The 16,531-nt window shown below is 63.4% G+C and carries 12 protein-coding genes; 5 read left to right on the forward strand and 7 right to left on the reverse strand.

Annotated elements, in window-relative coordinates; all coding sequences use genetic code 11:
- Window positions 1–302: 302 nt before the first annotated feature.
- Window positions 303–1,442, reverse strand: a complete 1,140-nt coding sequence (locus CMV30_RS09670; RefSeq protein WP_096055833.1) for a LacI family DNA-binding transcriptional regulator — start codon at window positions 1,440–1,442, stop codon at window positions 303–305.
- Window positions 1,393–2,469 carry a LacI family DNA-binding transcriptional regulator gene (locus CMV30_RS09675; protein ID WP_096055834.1) on the reverse strand — a complete coding sequence of 359 codons (1,077 nt, stop codon included), beginning with the start codon at window positions 2,467–2,469 and terminating at the stop codon, window positions 1,393–1,395. The genes CMV30_RS09670 and CMV30_RS09675 overlap by 50 nt, the downstream gene beginning before the upstream one ends.
- Window positions 2,470–3,020: 551 nt before the next feature.
- Between CMV30_RS09675 and CMV30_RS09680 the strand changes: the two genes are divergently transcribed.
- Both CMV30_RS09680 and CMV30_RS09685 read left to right on the forward strand, forming a co-directional pair.
- The gene (locus CMV30_RS09680; protein WP_096055835.1) at window positions 3,021–4,718 is read left to right on the forward strand and encodes an MFS transporter; all 1,698 of its coding nucleotides are present in this window, start codon (window positions 3,021–3,023) and stop codon (window positions 4,716–4,718) included.
- A 142-nt stretch (window positions 4,719–4,860) separates the two neighbouring features.
- On the forward strand, window positions 4,861–6,237 hold the full coding sequence (locus tag CMV30_RS09685; protein ID WP_096055836.1) for a GH1 family beta-glucosidase: 1,377 nt from the start codon (window positions 4,861–4,863) through the stop codon (window positions 6,235–6,237).
- Window positions 6,238–6,263: 26 nt separating this feature from the next.
- Here the strand turns inward: CMV30_RS09685 and CMV30_RS09690 are convergent, their stop codons facing one another.
- On the reverse strand, window positions 6,264–7,307 hold the full coding sequence (locus CMV30_RS09690) for a LacI family DNA-binding transcriptional regulator (protein WP_096055837.1): 1,044 nt from the start codon (window positions 7,305–7,307) through the stop codon (window positions 6,264–6,266).
- 358 nt (window positions 7,308–7,665) lie between these two features.
- On the opposite strand from CMV30_RS09690, the gene CMV30_RS09695 reads away from it, so the two are divergent.
- From CMV30_RS09695 to CMV30_RS09705, 3 genes are all read left to right on the forward strand, one after another.
- Window positions 7,666–9,117: an MFS transporter gene (locus CMV30_RS09695; protein ID WP_175414812.1), complete on the forward strand. Its 1,452-nt coding sequence runs from the start codon at window positions 7,666–7,668 to the stop codon at window positions 9,115–9,117.
- Complete coding sequence (locus CMV30_RS09700) at window positions 9,114–10,121, forward strand: hydroxyacid dehydrogenase (RefSeq protein WP_096055839.1); 1,008 nt, start codon at window positions 9,114–9,116, stop codon at window positions 10,119–10,121. The genes CMV30_RS09695 and CMV30_RS09700 overlap by 4 nt, the downstream gene beginning before the upstream one ends.
- 170 nt (window positions 10,122–10,291) lie before the next feature.
- Window positions 10,292–12,214, forward strand: a complete 1,923-nt coding sequence (locus tag CMV30_RS09705; protein WP_096055840.1) for a DUF2264 domain-containing protein — start codon at window positions 10,292–10,294, stop codon at window positions 12,212–12,214.
- Window positions 12,215–12,359: 145 nt separating this feature from the next.
- Here CMV30_RS09705 and prmB read toward each other — a convergent pair whose 3' ends face one another.
- The 4 genes from prmB to CMV30_RS09725 all read right to left on the reverse strand — a co-directional run bounded on the left by prmB (window position 12,360) and on the right by CMV30_RS09725 (window position 16,282).
- On the reverse strand, window positions 12,360–13,283 hold the full coding sequence (prmB, locus tag CMV30_RS09710) for a 50S ribosomal protein L3 N(5)-glutamine methyltransferase (protein WP_096055841.1): 924 nt from the start codon (window positions 13,281–13,283) through the stop codon (window positions 12,360–12,362).
- A 31-nt stretch (window positions 13,284–13,314) separates the two neighbouring features.
- Window positions 13,315–14,121: a rhomboid family intramembrane serine protease gene (locus CMV30_RS09715; RefSeq protein ID WP_096055842.1), complete on the reverse strand. Its 807-nt coding sequence runs from the start codon at window positions 14,119–14,121 to the stop codon at window positions 13,315–13,317.
- A gap of 123 nt (window positions 14,122–14,244) precedes the next feature.
- Complete coding sequence (locus tag CMV30_RS20740) at window positions 14,245–15,267, reverse strand: DUF481 domain-containing protein (RefSeq protein ID WP_096055843.1); 1,023 nt, start codon at window positions 15,265–15,267, stop codon at window positions 14,245–14,247.
- A gap of 112 nt (window positions 15,268–15,379) precedes the next feature.
- The gene (locus CMV30_RS09725; RefSeq protein WP_096055844.1) at window positions 15,380–16,282 is read right to left on the reverse strand and encodes a tetratricopeptide repeat protein; all 903 of its coding nucleotides are present in this window, start codon (window positions 16,280–16,282) and stop codon (window positions 15,380–15,382) included.
- Window positions 16,283–16,531: the final 249 nt, after the last annotated feature.

Genomic DNA, 16,531 nt, shown 5'->3' on the forward strand with positions numbered 1-16,531 from the left:
AAAAATCGGTGGGGCTGACGTGGGGTGTGTGGGCTCCGGCTGACGACGCGGTGATGCTGCGTGTGATGGATGAAGGACCGGCGCGGGGCGTGGAGACAAAGCCGGCGGGGCTCTATCGGTATAGTGCGGCACAGTGTTTAGTATGCAGAGCGGCGGGCGTCGCTGGGAGATGTGCGCGTGAAGCCAATGGCGGGTGTATCCGTTTATCAACGCCGGAGCGCGGATGTGGCGCTGAGGCACGACGGATTCAAGAGGGGCGGAGTCGATAACGCGCCGAGACGGCGCGTTCCACCTCGGACCAGTCAGGCCCAAGTGGACTGGTGGTGGGGGCGGCCGGGGGCGGTGACGCCGTCCTGCCAGTAGCCGGGGATGTACGTGATGGTTTGCGCCTCGGGCACGCCGCGCTGGTAGGCGTCGGTCATGATGGCGAGTTGCTCCATGGCGCGCTTGCCGACGAGGCGGTGATTTTGAACGACGCCGGCGACGTGCGACATGCTTGGGGGAACGTCGAGGCAGGCGAAGGCGACATCCTGCGGGAGGCGGATGCCGGCGGTGGCGAACATGTCGAAGAGTTCGTTCCAGTTGGAGATGATGACATCGACGCGGTGCTCGCGCATCCACTCGGCGATGAGACGCGGGAGCATGGGGACGTCGGCGAGGTTGAAGATGAGCGGGGGGACGCACTCGGCTTCGGGGAGGGAGGCTTGTTCGAGGAGGACGCCCATGCCGAAGGATTCGGCGAGGCGGGTCTGGTCTTCGCGGGCGGTGGCGAGGCCGATGCGGCGGTAGCCGAGCTTGCGGAGGCGGCGCATGGCGAGACGGGCGACCTGGAGTTGGTCGTTGGATACGGCGTCGAGGTGAGGGCTGAGGTGGGTGCACTCGATTTTGACGGCGCAGAACTGGCCCCAGTCGAGGTCGAGCTGCTCGATGTCGATCTCGAAGGTGGAGAGGAGGACGCCGGTGATGCCGCGGGCGGCGAGGATGGTGTTGAGGCGGGCGGGGGCGAGGTGGCCGTGGCCGACGACGAAGATATCGAGCGTGTGGCCGCGGGCTTCGGCGGCGGCTTTGGCGCCTTCGTACACGAGGGGTTGATAGTGATTGCCGCCAAAGCCGCCGAAGAGACGGGAGGCGCCGGCGTGGACGACGAAGGCGGAGCTGACAGAGCGGGCCTGCTGGGTCTGGCGGGCGCGGTGGAAGTTGAGGGCGTCGAGCAGAGGGTCGCGCTGGTAGCCGAATTCGTTGGCGACGGCGCGGATGCGGGCACGGGTGGCGGGCGGGATGCTCGGGTGCTCGCGCAGCGCCAGAGAGACGGTGGTCACGTGGACGCCCGCCTTGGCCGCGATGTCGGCCAGGGTGTGGTATTTTTTCTTCGGAGCCGGAGTCGTGGCTGAATCAGCCGCGGGCCGGGGCGCTTTCGCCGTCCTGCCAGACGCTTTGGACATAGAGGGATGAGGCGAATTCGGGGACGCCGCGTTCGCCGGATTTGAGTTGTGCCACGACGGTGGATACGGCGCGTTCGCCGAGGAGATGGAGATGGGGGCGGATGCCGGCGAGACCGGCGGGGGCGGGATCGCAGAGGCAGAGGCAGGCGCAGGCGACTTGTTGGGGGACGCGGAGGCCGTCGGTCGCGAGGAGTTCGTGGATGTTGGACCAGTTGCAGAGGACGGCGTCGATGTTGTGGCGGCGGACCCAGCGGGCGATGATGCCGCCGAGGGTGGTGGCGTCGCTATTGTAGGGAAAGAGGAGCGGGGGGACGCGGCGCTCGGGAGGGAGGGAGGTCTCTTCCATGAGGTAACCGGCGGAATGGCGGTGGCCGCAGGCGTCTTCGTCGGCGCGACCGACGGCCATGCCGATGCGTTTATAGCCGAGGGCGGCGAGGCGGCGGAAGGCGAGGCGGACCTCGCGGATGTGATCGTTGCCGATGGTGGGGGCGTCGGGCTCGGTGTGGCGGGAGTGGATTTTCGCGACGGCGTAGTCGTCCCAGTTGAGAGCGATCTCGGCGAAGCCCGGGACGAAGCCGCCGATGACGATGCCGGTGATCTGATTTTCGCGGAGGTGTTTGGTGAGGCTGCGGGAATCGTGATTGTCTTCGCCGACGGCGAGGACTTCGAGCTGGTAGCCGAGGAGGCCGGCCTGGCGCTGGGCGCCCTCGTGGATCTCTCGCATGTACGGCGGGCGCTCGCGGCCGTAGCCGATGTTGTAATTTTCCAAATACGCGATGCGAGGGGACGGGGCGCAGACGGAGCCTTGCTGGCGGAAGCGGCTGAGGGCGTGGAAGACGGGGTTGCGCTCGTAGCCGAGGCGGGTGGCGATCTCTTTAATGCGCTGGCGGGTGGAGTCGGGGATGCTGCTGTGGTCGCGTAGGGCGAGGGAGACAGTGGTGATGTGGTAGCCGGATTCGCGGGCGATGTCCTTCAGCGTGGGGCGGTGTGCTCCACTGGCGGGGGTGGCATCGATGGACGGGCTCATGGGGACGTGGATGGGCAGAGGGGCGGCGCGGGGGAGGACGAAGGCGTGGGGTGACGAAAGCGGGGAGAGTTAGAAAAGCCGGTGGCTCTACGCACAAGATGAGGGTCACTCTAACGTTTAGTGCGAACCCGAAATCGGGTGGGCGCACGGGCGGTTTTACGAGGGAAAAGCGGGGTGTGAGACGGGCGGATGCGAAGGCGGTTGTTCTACCGATAGAGTGGGTGCGGGGTTTTCTTAGAGGAGGGGATGCTGCGTTGTGACGGCATACCCCCGTTCCGATGTTTCACCCCGTTATCGCTGTGGCTGTTTTCGCGCTGGTCTCTTGTGAGACTGACGGCGGACGTGCGCCCGATAGGCGTGTGGTTTTGAAATCGGGTCGGTTTATTTTCCGCCAGATATCGGGCAGATCGAAAAGTCTAGGGGTAGGCCTTCGGAAGCTGCCGATGTCTGGCGGGTTTTCTTTTTTGCGGTGGCCGCTCTGCGCCGGTGTGCGAGAGATGAGGGCCTGACCCCGCGACTGTTCGTTTCAGTTTCTGCTTCTTACTACCTCCATGGATAAATTCCGCCGCCACCCATTCCTGTGGGTGCCCACGCTGTATCTGGCGATGGGCATTCCATTCAATGTCATCATGAGCGGCACGGCCGCGAATATGTACAAGTCGATGGGGTACTCGAACTCCGAGATCACGATCGCTCTGGGGAGCATCGGGCTGGCGTGGTCGGCGAAGCCGTTTTGGGCGGCGTTTCTCGACATGTACCGCACGAAGAAATTTTTCGTGCTGCTGATGGAGCTGGTGCTGGCGGCGCTCTTCGTGGGCGTGGCGATGTCGATCCCGGGGAGCGGATTTTTCCAAGTGAGCCTCGCGCTGCTCTGGGTGGCGGCGTTCGCGTCATCGACGCAGGATATTTGTGCGGATGGCGTTTATCTGACCTCCCTGGACAAGCCGGCGCAGGCGAAATTCGCCGGAGTGCAAGGCATGTGCTGGGTGAGCGGGAAGGTGCTGGCGACGGGAGGATTCATCTACGCGATGACGCGGCTGCAGCCGGTGTTTGGCTGGTCGGAGCAGCAAATGTGGCAGGGTGTGATGTGCTCGTGCGGGGCGGCGATGCTGCTGTTGTTTGCGTGGCATTATTGGTATCTGCCGACGGGGTCGGTGACGGAGCGGCCGAAGAATTTCGCGGCTGTATTTGAGGACTTCGGACACACGGCTGTAACGTTTTTTCACAAGCGGGCGTTCTGGGGGATGATGGCGTTTGTGTGTCTGTACCGGTTGGGCGAGGGGCTGATCTTGATGGAAGGGCAGTTGTTTCTTCGCTCGGCGACGGCGGAAGGGGGACTAGGACTTTCTGCGGGTCAGGTGAGCCAGATCGATGCGATGTTTGGGACGGGTGCGTCGATTTGCGGCGGGCTTTTGGGCGGGTGGTTCGCGGGAAAGATGGGGCTGTCGCGCGCGTTGTGGATCATGGGGCTATGTTTGAACGTGCCGCATTTCACCTATGTGGCGCTGAGCCATGTGGCGGCGGGGGGGGGAGGGGCGAGCTATGCGTTCATCGCGTCGATGGTGAGCATCGAGAAATTTGGCTACGGCTTCGGGATGGTCGGCAACATGATCTATATGATGCAGCAGCTGGCACCGGGGCGGCGGACGATGACGCACTATGCGTTCGCGACGGCGCTGATGAATTTGATGCTGGTGCCGACGAACATGATCTCGGGGCCGCTGGCGGAGCTGCTGGGGTTCTCGACCTTTTTCATCGTGGTGATGGTGGCGTCGGTGCCGTCGGTCTGGGCGGCGTTCAAGGCTCCGTTTCCGCTCAAGGCGGAGGAGGAGAAAATTTCGAGCGGTGAATCGGGCAACGCGAATGAAGTGATCACGGTGGATGATCCGACGAGGCTCAGTGCGGGCGAACTGCTGGTGCAAAAAATCGCAGGGCGAGCGTCGATGTTCGCGATCTTGAACGTGCTCTGTCTTCTCGTGTTGGACGCGATGTTCTTGGGGCGGTTGCATGGCGCAAATATCGCCGCGAACTCGGGACGGATTTTGTATGGCGTGATCATCGGATGCGCGTTGTTGAAGGCGTGGCTTTCCTGGAAAGCGGTCTCGACGGCGCGCGCGGCCATCGCCGAGGCGGATGCGCGTGGGGAGAAGGCCTATCGCGGCAATGCGCGCGGGGCGATTGTGGCGACGCTGGTGTGCGGCGCGCTGAGCGTGGCGGTGCTGTATTTCGGCGCGAAGATGCTGCCGTGAGCGAGCGGGTGGCACGCAACCGATAGAGTGTGGCGCGCGTTGTCTGTGATGACGCGCGTCGCAGCGTGAAGAAGGCCGCCCCGCCCTTTGCTCCAGTCGATTTCACGGCTCCGTCGTGGCGTCACCGATTACCCACTACTCCATGAAACCTGTTCGTTTTCCATCCAACTTTGTCTGGGGCACCGCCACGGCGGCGGCGCAAATCGAGGGCGCGGCCTTTGCTGGCGGCAAGGGGGCGTCGATTTGGGACACGTTCGCGCGGAAGCCGGGCGCGGTGGCGAATGGCGACACGCTCGATGTGGCGTGCGATCACTATCACCGGTTCGACGAGGATTTCGCGCTGATGCGTTCGCTGGGCATCCGGCATTACCGGCTCTCGATCGCGTGGCCGCGGATTTTTCCGAAAGGACGCGGCGAGGTGAGTGCGGCGGGGCTGGCGTTTTATCACCGGCTTTTCGATTCGCTCAAGAAGCACGGGATCACGCCGTGGGTGACGATGTTTCATTGGGATCTGCCGCAGGCGCTCGAAGACGAAGGCGGGTGGAGGAACCGAAGCGTGGTGGACGCGTTTGCAGTTTATGCCGACACGATCGTGCAGGCATTCAGTGATCGCGTGAAAAACTGGATCACGCTGAACGAGATTTTTTGTTTCACGAAGCTGGGGTACGGTGTGGGCAGCAAGGCGCCGGGCTTAAAGGAGTCGGACGCGGTGGTGAACCAGACGTATCACCACGCGCTGCTTTGCCACGGGCATGGCGTGCGGGCGGTGCGTGAGCATGGCGGGCGCGGGGCGCGAGTCGGGCTCACGGACAACGCAACGATTCCGGTGCCGGTGGATTTGCGGCCGGAGAACATCGCGGCGGCGCGGGCGGCGTTTGTGGAGGATAACATCCGCGTGCTCGATCCGATCTTCAACGGGCGGTACGCGAAGAGTTATCTGAAGTCGGCGGGTGCGGCGGCGCCGAAGGTGGAGAAGGGCGATTTCAAACTGATCGCGCAGACGACGGATTTTCTCGGGCTGAATATCTACACGGGGTATTTCGCGCGCGCGGTGAAGACGAAAGGAAGGGCAGGCGGGACGAATGCGGCGGAAGGCGCGTTTGAGCGCGTGGCGTTTCCGTCGAGTTATCCACGGAGCGATTGCACGTGGCTGTATCTGATGCCGCAGGTGCTTTATTGGGGGCCTAAGTTTGTGGCGGAGCTTTATGGGAAGATCCCGATTTATGTCACGGAGCACGGCGCGGGCTACAACGAGGAGGCGACGCCTGGCGTGGAGTTTACCGATCTGCACCGGCGCGAGTGCGTACGGAGTTACCTGCACCAACTGCGCGCGGCGATGAAGGACGGCGCGAATGTGAAGGGATATTTCCTCTGGTCGTTCATGGATAATTACGAGTGGGAGGACGGCTATGAGCGGCGTTTTGGAATCGTGCACACGGATTTCAAGACGCAGCGGCGCACGCCAAAGCTGAGCGCGCGGTGGTATAGCGAGGTGATCCGGCGCAATGCGCTGATCTGAGGCGAGGGCGGTATCGGGCCGGTCGTTTACGCTCTCGTTTTTTGAAACGGATAAAGTCCGTTTTCTTCGACCCAATGGCCTTCGACCATGGCGATGGTCGGATTTTCCGGGAGGCCTTTTTCGCTGCGGTGGATTTGGGCGACCACGGCATCCACGGCGTGACTGCCGATGATTTCGAAGCGTTGGTCGATGCCGGCGATTCTTTCGCCGCGTTCGTGATCGAGCGTGGCGAAAGCGAGGTTGGCGCAGGCGCGCGCGCCCAGGCCGGGGAGCAGGCTTTCGTGGACCTGGCGGGCGTTGGCGGCGACGATCGCATCGGGGGAATGTTGATCGAACCAGCTGCGCAGATCGCGCCGACTGACTTCGTCGAGGAAAAGTATCGGGGAGACGTGGTTTCCCGTGGCGAAAGCCGTGCGAAGATAGGCGCCGCTGTAAGAGTGGTTCGCGCGAAACTCCATGTCGCGGGCCATCGCGAGGGCGACGCGTTTGCAGCCGCGTTCGGCAAGTAATGCGAAGGTGCGCACCGCATTATCGAAGTGATGAGTGACGACGCGATGCACGTGAGGCGTTACGACGGAGTACGTCATGGCGACAGCGGTGAATTTGCTCCAGTCGAGCAACTGTTCGTAGTTCGCGGGATCGGGAGTCGGCGCGAGCAACAGTCCGCTGATCCCGCGAGCGAGCAGCATGCGCGTGAGCGCTTGGGGGTGGCCTTGGTATGTGCGCAAATCGATGTGATCGAGCGTGTACCCGAGACGGGTGGCGCGGGCGGTGGCTCCATGCACGAGGTGCTTCACGAACGGGGCGGTGCGCGTTTGGAGGACGCCGAGATTTCCGGCGGACTTCAGCACGCGCTGGGAGCGCAGATGCTGCATTAGATGGGTGAGCAGGGGATCGGGCCGATAGCCCATTTTTTCCGCGAGCGCCTGGATGCGGCTGCGTTCGTCGGCTGAAACCTGCGGGCTGTTTCTCAGTGCGTAGGAAACAGTCATCAGACTCACGCGCGCGGCACTGGCGATCGCGCGCAGGGAGACACGGCGTTTATCGGACTCGGAAGACGAAGCGTTCACGGATGAGTTTTAGCAGGCGTGGGCTTGCCGCGAGCGGAAGGGTGAAATGTCGTTCATCACTGTACGCTAAAGATGTGGCGTGGTTTCGTTGACGAAGAAAGGCCATTTGTTGAGCGCATCGACCGGGCTTCGTTTCTTGGATGACGAAGCGGCGATGCCCAACACCCAACCCATGAGCGCTCAAGAATCTCGTCGCGCATTCCTCTGTGAATCTTTTGCCGGCGGCTGTTTTCGCGGAGGTGCCAGCGTCTGGCCCGGAGTGAGTCTCCAGACGAAACGCACCGGCATCAGCAAATCCTAATCAACTTTTGCGGAAGCTCATCGGTCGATGTGCTTCCGCGGTCACTTACTCTCGCGCATGTCTACGTCACCTTCTGCTGCTCCTCATAAAACCGAATCGGTGGATCGTGTGCCGCTGCGCGAGAAAATTGGTCTTGGCCTGGGCAAAGTCGTGGCGGACGGCACGCATGGAACGCTGCACGTGCTGGTGAATCCGATCTTCAACATGACGCTCGGGCTCAATCCCGCGCTCATCAGCCTGGTCGTTTTTATCCAACGTTTCTGGGATGCGATGCTGGATCCGATTGTCGGGCAGTTCTCGGATAATTTTCGTTCCCGCTGGGGGCGCCGGCGTCCGTTGTTGCTGGCCAGTGCTGTGCCGCTGGCGTTGTTGTTCGGGGCGCTCTGGTGGTTTCCGGCGGGAGCGAGTGAGTCGATGCTCTTCTGGCACCTGCTGCTGGTGTCGCTGGTTTTTTATGCGGCGCACTCGCTCTACGCGATGCCGCTGGGCGGGCTGATGGTGGAGGCGACGGACGATTATCACGAGCGTACGCGGCTCGCGGGACTCACGCTGGCGTTCGGCTTTGCGTTCCAGATCGGCAGCCAGTGGCTGTTCAAGCTGACGCAGCTGGACGTGTTTTCCGATCAGATCTCCGGGCTGCGCTGGGTGACGGGCGGATGCGTTGTCCTGTTTCTTATCGCAGGGTTGCTGCCCGTTTTCATGTGCCGGGAAAGGCACTACAAACGGATCGCGGTGAAGCAGCCGCGCACGTCGCTGCGTAAAAATCTCAAGATGATCGGTGACAACCGCTCGTTCAAAGCGCTCCTCGGCGCGCGTTTCGTTTCAAGCTTCGGGTATAACATCGTGGGCATGCTCGGGATCTACATGAACACGTATTACGTGTTTGGCGGCGACTTGAAGGGCGCGGCGTTTGCCTACGGGTTTCTCGGATCGGCCTTCCATGTGGCGGCCATCGTGATGTCGCTGCTGGTTTATCCGGCGATCGCGCGGCGTCTTGGGAAAAAGCGGACGCTGCAAGTTGCGGCGGGCGTTTTGATCGCTGGCTGTCTGAGCAAGATCATCGTTTACCAGCCCGGTAATCCCTGGCTGCAGTTTATCGTGCTGGGCACAAACGGGGCGGCGATCGCAGGGCTTTCGCTGATGACGAACGCGATGCTGGGCGATGTGGCCGATCAAGATGAATGGCGCACGGGTCTGAGGCGGGAGGCATTATTTTCGTCGCTGCTCAGCTGGTTTGAGAAAGCGGGCAACTCGCTCGGGTCGCTCATTGCCGGCTTCATTCTGGTCTGGATTGGGTTCAATGCGAAGCTGGGCGCGCAGTCGGCGCAGACGCTCCTGTTCATGAAGTATAGCTACGTGCTGGCGCCGCTGATCGGCGCGCTGCTGGCGCTGTATTTTATCCGGCGGTACGAGCTCACGGAAACGGGTGCCTATCAGATCAAAGAAGAACTGGCCCGTCGGCGGGCCGCAGCGGCGGCTGAGATCCCTCCAGGAGCCCAATCATCATGAACATCGCGTTTTTAATGGGGGCCGACGTGTTTCGCGACACGTACGGTGATGAGTGTTTCAACGCGGCTTCCGCTTTGGGCCGTGTGCTGGGCGCGCCGCTGACAGCGGAGGAACTGGCTGATTCACCGCCGCCTTGGCTGGGTGAAGTCGAGGTGCTGTTCACCGGATGGCTCTGTCCGCGGCTCGATACGGCACTACTGACGCGCATGCCAAGACTGCGGGTGGTTTTTCATGGAGCGGGTTCGCTGCGGGGGATTTTGACGGAAGAAAGCTGGGCGCGAGGAATCGTTTTTGCGAATGCCGCGGCGTTGAACGCGATCCCCACGGCGGAGTATGCCTTCGGCTCGATCCTGCTTTCGTTGAAGCGGGCGTGGCAGCAAGCAGCGGTCGTGCGGCAGCGGCGGGCGTATTCAGTTGTTCCATCCGTGAGTCCGCTCCCGTTGCCCGGAGGGGTCGATTCCACAGTCGGGCTGGCTTCTCTTGGGCAGGTGGGACGTCGAGTAGCTGAATGGCTGGGGCAACTGGACGTGAAGATCATCGCGCACGACCCCTTTGCGTCGGCAGAAACCTTTGCCCGACTGAAAATCAGGCCCGTTTCGCTGGATCAGCTCTTCGCGGAAGCTGACATCGTATCGCTGCATACCCCGCTGCTGCCGGCGACGGCTGGCATGGTGAATGCCCGGTTGCTCGCGCGGATGAAGCCTGGCGCGACGCTCATCAACACCGCGCGCGGTGGACTGGTGAATGAGCGCGACCTCGTGGCGGCGTTGCGAGATCGGCCCGATTTGCAGGCGATTCTGGATGTCACCGATCCAGAGCCTCCGGAGGCGATGTCGCCGCTCTATGATTTGCCGAACGTGTTTCTCACTCCTCATCTCGCGGGCTCTCTAGGTCCGGAGTGCCGGCGCATGGGACGGGCGATGGTCGATGAGTTTGGCCGGTTTTTGCGGGGCGAGCCGTTGCGGCATGGAGTCACGCGCGAGGAGTTCATGCGCATGGCGTGAGCGAATTTTTCGCGCTGGCGAGGAGGTGTGATCGCAACGTCGTCGTTGGAAGAGGGAGAGGCGCGGGGATTTTGCAGGGAGTATTGTGCGAGGTCGGGAATTGTTTGTTCTAGGGCAGCGACCGTTGGAGTGTCCTGGCGGTTTCGCACTCGCGGTACTCGAAATTCCCCATGTCTACCTTCGCCCGAAATCCCCTGAAAACCCGAGATGATGTGCAGCGTTTGGTGCATGAGCTGATCGAGCCTGTGACGGCGCATTTTTCGCCGGGGCGCGCGCAGGTGATGCTGGGGCCGAACCGGGCGCTGTACGGAGATCCGGCGGGATTGCTGGAAGGGTTTGCGCGTCCGCTGTGGGGACTCGCGTCGCTGGCGGCGGGCGGGGGGAAGTTCAAGCACTGGGATTTGTGGCGGACGGGGATCGAGAACGGGACAAATCCGGCGCATCCGGAATACTGGGGTGAACCGGGCGATTACGATCAACGAAGCGTGGAGATGGGGGCGTTTGGCGCGGGGCTGGCGCTTGCGCCGAAGGAGCTGTGGGAGAAGTTATCGAAGACGACGCAGGCGCGGCTGGTGGCGTGGATCTCGCGGATCAACGGCGTGCAGCTGGTGCAGAGCAACTGGCTATTTTTTCGCGTATTGGTGAATCTGGGACTGCGGACGCGCGGGCAGCCGTGGAGCGCGGAGCGGGTGGAGGCGGATCTGGCGAAGCTGGACACGTTTTACCTGGGCAATGGTTGGTACGAGGACGGAGCGCGGGCGGCGCATCTGCGCGATGGGCGGACGGGGGATTATTACGTGCCGATGGCGTTTCATTTCTACGCGCTGATCTATGCAAGGGTCGCGGGGGCGTCGGACCCGGTGCGGGCGTCGCGTTATCTGGAGCGGGCGCGGCTCTTCGCGGGGGACTTCGTGCATTATTTTTCGGCGGACGGAGCGGCGCTGCCGTTTGGGCGGAGCCTGACGTACCGGTTTGCGCAGGGAGCGTTTTGGGGCGCGCTGGCGTTTGCTCCGGTGGAAGCGATGCCGTGGCCGGTGGTGAAGGGGCTTTATCTGCGGCATCTGCGCTGGTGGATGCGGCAGCCGATTTTTTCGGAGACGGGGCTGCTCACGATTGGGTATGCTTATCCGAATCTGGCGATGGCAGAGAGCTACAACTCGTCGGGGTCGCCGTACTGGGCGATGAAGGCGTTTTTGCCGCTGGCGCTGCCGGAGAGTCATCCGTTCTGGCGGGCGGAGGAAGCGCCGCTGCCGCTGCGGCCGGTGGTGAAGACCCTCCTCGGGGCGCGGCTGGTGGCGGTGACCGATCCGCAAACTCGGGAAGTGACGGCGATCAACCCGGGGCAGGAAGTGGGCGACTGGCCGAGGCATGCGCCGCAGAAGTATTCGAAGTTCGCGTACTCGACGCGGTTTGGTTTCAGCGTGCCTGTGAGTTCGGCGACGCCGCAGGAAGGCGGGTTCGACTCGATGCTGGCGTTGAGCGATGACGGGCGGCGGTTTCGTGTGCGCGAGCAGTGTTTCGACGCGCAGGTGAAGGACGGGGTGGCTTATTCGCGGTGGCTGCCGTGGGCGGATGTGGAGGTGCAGACGTGGTTGATCGCGGCGGAGAGCAGTCATGTGCGCGTACACCGGGTGCGGAGCGCGCGGAAGCTGTGGAGTTTTGAGGGAGGATTCGCGGCGGGGTATGTGGGGCGGGCGGACTCGAAGCGGGAGGCGCGGGAGGATGGGGTGGCGGTGGTGATGACTCCGTTTGGGCGTTCGTGGATGCGCGATCTAGTCGCGGGTGGTGCCGGCGGAGTTCGCAAGGCGGTGTGCGTGGATCTCGGCGTGAGCAGTCATGTGTTGTTTTCGTTGTCGGTGATGCCAGGGCTCCGCGGCGAACATGTGGCGGAAGAGTTCTGGGTGGCGTGTGTGGCGGGTGGCGGAGCGGAGAATGCTGACGCGGGGCGCGGAGCGGATTTCCGCGTGGAGCTCGAGGGTGGCGCGGCCTGCCGGGTGTTGCGTGCGGGTGCGGCGTGGTGGTCGCTGTCGGAGGGCGGAGGCTGCGGTGAGTCGAGCGAGGCGCGGCTGTCGGCGCTGCGGATGGGCGTCTAGCGGGGAAGGAGCAGAAGGCGTGGCCGCAAAAAGGCGCAAGGGGGGCGCAAAACGGAGGATGGACGCTGGGCGGGGGGGAGCCGGTGGGTGGGGGATGCGCGGTGGGGAGGCCGGGCACGGCGTGCCGGCCCTACCTGGGGAGACCCTACCTTAGGCGGGCGGCGTGGATGAGGCAGACGCAGTTGCTGCCATCTTGTGTCTCCAGCCATTGGAGACGGAGGGATTTGAATTCTTTGTTCATCGCGGGCTGGAGGGCGCCGACTTCGAGGACGACGATGCCGTGGGGTTGAAGGCGGTCGCGGGCCTGGATGAGGAGGCGGCGGATGATGTCGAGGCCGTCTTTGCCGCCGTCGAGAGCCATGCGGGGTTCTTTCTGGAACTCGACGGGGAGGTTGTCGCAGAGGGCGCTGGGTTCGTAGGGCGGGTTGCTGAGGAGGATGTCGTACTTCACCGGAGGAACTGAGGTGAAGACGTCGCTCTTGTGGAGGGTGACGCGGCGGGTGAGCTGGTGGGCTTTGACGTTGATGGCGGCGACTTCGAGGGCGGCGGGGGAGAGGTCGATGGCGTCCACTTTAGCCTTGGGGAATTCGTGGGCGAGGAGGAGGGCGAGGCAGCCGGAGCCGGTGCAGACATCGACGGCGTTTTTGACGGTGACGTTGGATGGCAGATACGTGGCGAGGGTGGGGATGAGTTCGAGGAAGTAGGAGCGGGGGATGATGACGCGTTCGTCTACGTAGAAACGGTGTTCGCCGAGGAAGGCTTCGCGGGTGAGGTAGCCGGCGGGGATGCGTTCGATGGCGCGGCGGGCGAGGATTTCGCGGAGGGCGATGCGCTGGGCGGGGGAGAGTTTTTGGTCGAGGACGCGCGGGTCGCTGTCGAGCGGCCAGTCGAGGGTGCGGAGGAAAAGGTAGAGGGCTTCGTCGTGGGCGGTTGTGGCAACCTGGCCGAGGGCGAGGGAGGCGCGGGCGTAAACGTCTTCGGCGAAGGCGAGCCAGTCGCGGAGAGTCGCGAGTTGGGACGTGGGCGGAAGGGCGGTGAGCGGGGCGGGAGATTTTTTCGCGCGGGCCATGGACGTGTGAAAGTGCGAACGCGTAGCGCGATCAGGAGGCGGCTTTGTCGCTGGTGGCGGTTGGTTGCCGGCTGGGCAGGTGGTCGGTGCAGTAGCAGCGGTCGTCGGAGGCGTAGCGGAAATCGAGTTCGGGATTGGTGCGGTCGGTGCGGTTACAGACGGAGCAGGTGTGGCGGGCGTCGGTGGCGGAGGCCTTTTCGTCATCGCGGCGCAGGGAGGCGGCGGGGTTGCGGCGGCCTTGCTGGCGGAGGGCGCGGAGGAGGTCGGCGCCGAAGAAGATCAGGAAATTGCCGACGGCGGCGGCGACGGCGAGTTTGGCGGAGAGGCCGCCGCTGAAAAACTGGAACGCGTAGCCCGCCCAGGCGAGCAGGGCCAGCCACTTGATTTTCACGGGGAGGACGAAGAACAGCAGGAGTTCAAAGTTGGGATGCACCCAGGCGAAGGCGAGGAAGACGGCGCCGCCGATGAAGATGTTGGTGGCGATCGAGTAGGGGGTGATGAAGGAGAGGCCGACGGTGAGGGCCCAGCCGGTTAGGAGGAAGAGGTTGTAGCGCAGGGGGCCCCAGAAGTGTTCGAGCGCGCTGCCGTAGAGGTAGAGCAGGTAAAGGGCGAAGGCGATGAAGAGGTAGCCGGAGGCGGGCGGGATGAAGACGAAGGTGAAGAGGCGCCACCATTCGCCGGCCTGGACGAGGGCGGGAACGAGTGTGAGCAGGTTCACGTCGATGAGGTTCATCATCGATGTGAGCAGCACGAAGACCTGGCCGATCACGATGAAGAGCGTGAGGTTGGTGATGGCGAAGGGTTCGAGGCGGCGCTCCAGGCGTTGCAACAGAGACATGGGAAGACGGTTTAGGCGCGGGCGGGGATGTTCAACCTGCGAATGCGGAAAGGCGGGTGAGGGGCACCGGGTACGCGGAGAGCGAACGGACGACAGGGAGGTCGTCCCTCCAGGGGAAAGCGGTCAGAGGGCGTAGCCGATGGAGCTCGTCACGCGCTGATCGGCGCGGAGGGTTTTATTGGCGATGCTGTTGTCGTACTCGTACTCGTAGCGAAGATTCAACGACACGCGTTCGCTGACGCGGCCCTGGAGGGAGGTGTTGAAGCGGAAGCGGTAGTTTTCCGCGGGCACGTTGCCGTGGAGGATCGGCTTGGTGGAGTAGAGCACACCGGATTCCTGGAGGAGGGTGAGGCGGCCGCTGATCTTGTAGGAGTAGTCCTGGAAGAATTCGCTGAGGTAGATCCAGTCTTCGGGCAGGCCATTGGTTTCGCGGTACTGGCCGGTGCCGCCGAGGCCGGCGTTGAGGATGTGGCGGCCGCGCTGGAGGAAGCGGTAGCCGAGGCCGGCGTTTTGCTCGAAGTTGTGGTCGATGTGTTTTACGCGATCGATGAAGTAGCTGGTGAGCGTCTGCGTGAAGGTGCGCTCGCTGAGTTCGTGGCGCCAGCGGAAGGAGGCTTCGTAGCGCTCGGAGTTGACCTGGTTATTTTGCTTTCCGTAGAGGACGCGGCCACTGGCTTTGAGGAGGTTGGCAGTCTTGGCGGCGCTCTCAGCATCGACGCGGAGGGAGCCGGTGATCATGTCGCGGCGTCCGGATTGCTGCTGGTAGCCGAACTCGATCTTACCCTTCCATTTTGGTTTCGGGGCGGGCGGGGCGTTTTTAGCGGCGGCGGACTGGGTGGTGCCGGCGGTGGGCGCGGAGCCGGAGGGTTTTTCGGCAGGGGCGGCGGACTTGGCGGGAGGGAGGCCGACCAGGCTTTCGACTGGGGTGTCGGGGACGTTGATGATTTTGGCGTCGATCGCGGGAATGAGGATCGTGCCGAGGACGGGGGATTTGAAGTGGATGAGGCCGTTTTCAGTTTTGAGGTGTTCGCCGCGGAGGGTGTCTCCATTTTTCAAATGCAGCTCGGTCGCGGCCGGGAGTGTGTGCGGGAGGAGGGCGCAGACGGTGGCGAGGGTGGCGGCGAGACGGAGGACGAGGCGGGACATGCTGCGGCTGGACGTGGAGGGAATCGGTTTATCCGCCCGGCCTGACGGGGAGGCGGGGGCGTTTGTTGCGGATTTTTTCTGCCGGGCGCGCCAGGCGGGGGCAGGCGTGGCGTCACTTCACCGTATCGGGCGCGGGGGTGGATGCGGCTGGTGCAGCGACGGGTGTGTCGAGGGTGGCGGCGATTTTTTCCTTCTGGCGGGAGAGGGCGGGTTCGTTGACGGAGGCGAGGAGGGTGCGGGCTTCGTCGGTGCGGCGGAGTTCGTGGAGGACTTTGGCCTGGTGGAGGCGGCAGACTTCCTGTTCGACGCCGGGCTTCAATTTTTTCTCGAAGGCGCGCCAGAACTGGAGGGCGGCTTCCCATTCGCCGGTTTCGAGTTCGTAGAAGGAGAGGCCGTATTGGTAGGAGTAGCGCCAGTCGTCGGGGGCGAGGGTCATGGCGCGCTCGAAGGCTTTGTGGAGGGTTTCGTCGAGGGTGGCGCGGGTCCACTGATCGGTTTTGAGAAAGTCGTCGCGTGCTTCGGTGAGCAACATGCCGAGCTGGTAGTGGTAGAGAGGTTCGTCGGGGGCGAGTTTGATGGCGGCGAGGAAGTAGTTGATGGCCTCGAGAGGTTTGCCGTCCTCGGCGAGGTGGTTGCCGAGCTGGTTTTTGACGATGGGGAGGTCTTTATCGAGCTGGTTGGCGCGCAGGAGCATGACGACGGATTCTTTGCTCATGCCGATTTTGCCGAGCATGAGGCCGTAGGCGACGTAGGCGGGGACGAAGTCTTTATGGACGGCGAGGAGGCGGTCGTAGTCCTGGGCGATTTGCTGGAGCTGGACGCGGAGGTCGTCGGTATTGGCGTCGTCGCCGGCGGCCTCGGCCTTGGCGAAGATTTTCTTCTGGGCCTCGACGATCTCTTTGAGCCGCGCGGTGGCGTCTTCGACGGGGAGGGCGGCGTGGGAGAGCGGCGCGAAGGCGGTGGCCAGGGCGAGGATGAGAAGGAAGAGGCGGCTGAGGACGCGGGCGGGCTTCATGGAGGGGAGTGCGACCCATGAAATCGAGGGAGGTGCCGGGGGTAAAGCGCGGGAGTGAGGGAAGGGGGAGGAGTGAATGGTGAAGAGCGAAGGGAGAAAGGGGCGGAAGAAGGCGAGCGCGGGGCGGGTGGTTTATTTTAATCGCGAATGGACGCTGATGGAGGCGACTGTTCGGAGGGTTTTTAACCACGGATGACACGGATGGGCACGGATGGCGGAGGGCGGACGGGAGGGCGGAGTTTTTGGACA

Origin of the sequence: Nibricoccus aquaticus (genome assembly GCF_002310495.1) — a bacterium.
Lineage (GTDB): Bacteria > Verrucomicrobiota > Verrucomicrobiia > Opitutales > Opitutaceae > Nibricoccus > Nibricoccus aquaticus.

Coding starts and splice junctions, on each gene's coding strand:
- CMV30_RS09670 (WP_096055833.1), bottom strand. CDS start 1,442: ATGTCCAAAGCGTCTGGCAGGACGGCGAAAGCGCCCCGGCCCGCGGCT.
- CMV30_RS09675 (WP_096055834.1), bottom strand. CDS start 2,469: ATGAGCCCGTCCATCGATGCCACCCCCGCCAGTGGAGCACACCGCCCC.
- CMV30_RS09680 (WP_096055835.1), top strand. CDS start 3,021: ATGGATAAATTCCGCCGCCACCCATTCCTGTGGGTGCCCACGCTGTAT.
- CMV30_RS09685 (WP_096055836.1), top strand. CDS start 4,861: ATGAAACCTGTTCGTTTTCCATCCAACTTTGTCTGGGGCACCGCCACG.
- CMV30_RS09695 (WP_175414812.1), top strand. CDS start 7,666: ATGTCTACGTCACCTTCTGCTGCTCCTCATAAAACCGAATCGGTGGAT.
- CMV30_RS09700 (WP_096055839.1), top strand. CDS start 9,114: ATGAACATCGCGTTTTTAATGGGGGCCGACGTGTTTCGCGACACGTAC.
- CMV30_RS09705 (WP_096055840.1), top strand. CDS start 10,292: ATGTCTACCTTCGCCCGAAATCCCCTGAAAACCCGAGATGATGTGCAG.
- prmB (WP_096055841.1), bottom strand. CDS start 13,283: ATGGCCCGCGCGAAAAAATCTCCCGCCCCGCTCACCGCCCTTCCGCCC.
- CMV30_RS09715 (WP_096055842.1), bottom strand. CDS start 14,121: ATGTCTCTGTTGCAACGCCTGGAGCGCCGCCTCGAACCCTTCGCCATC.
- CMV30_RS20740 (WP_096055843.1), bottom strand. CDS start 15,267: ATGTCCCGCCTCGTCCTCCGTCTCGCCGCCACCCTCGCCACCGTCTGC.
- CMV30_RS09725 (WP_096055844.1), bottom strand. CDS start 16,282: ATGAAGCCCGCCCGCGTCCTCAGCCGCCTCTTCCTTCTCATCCTCGCC.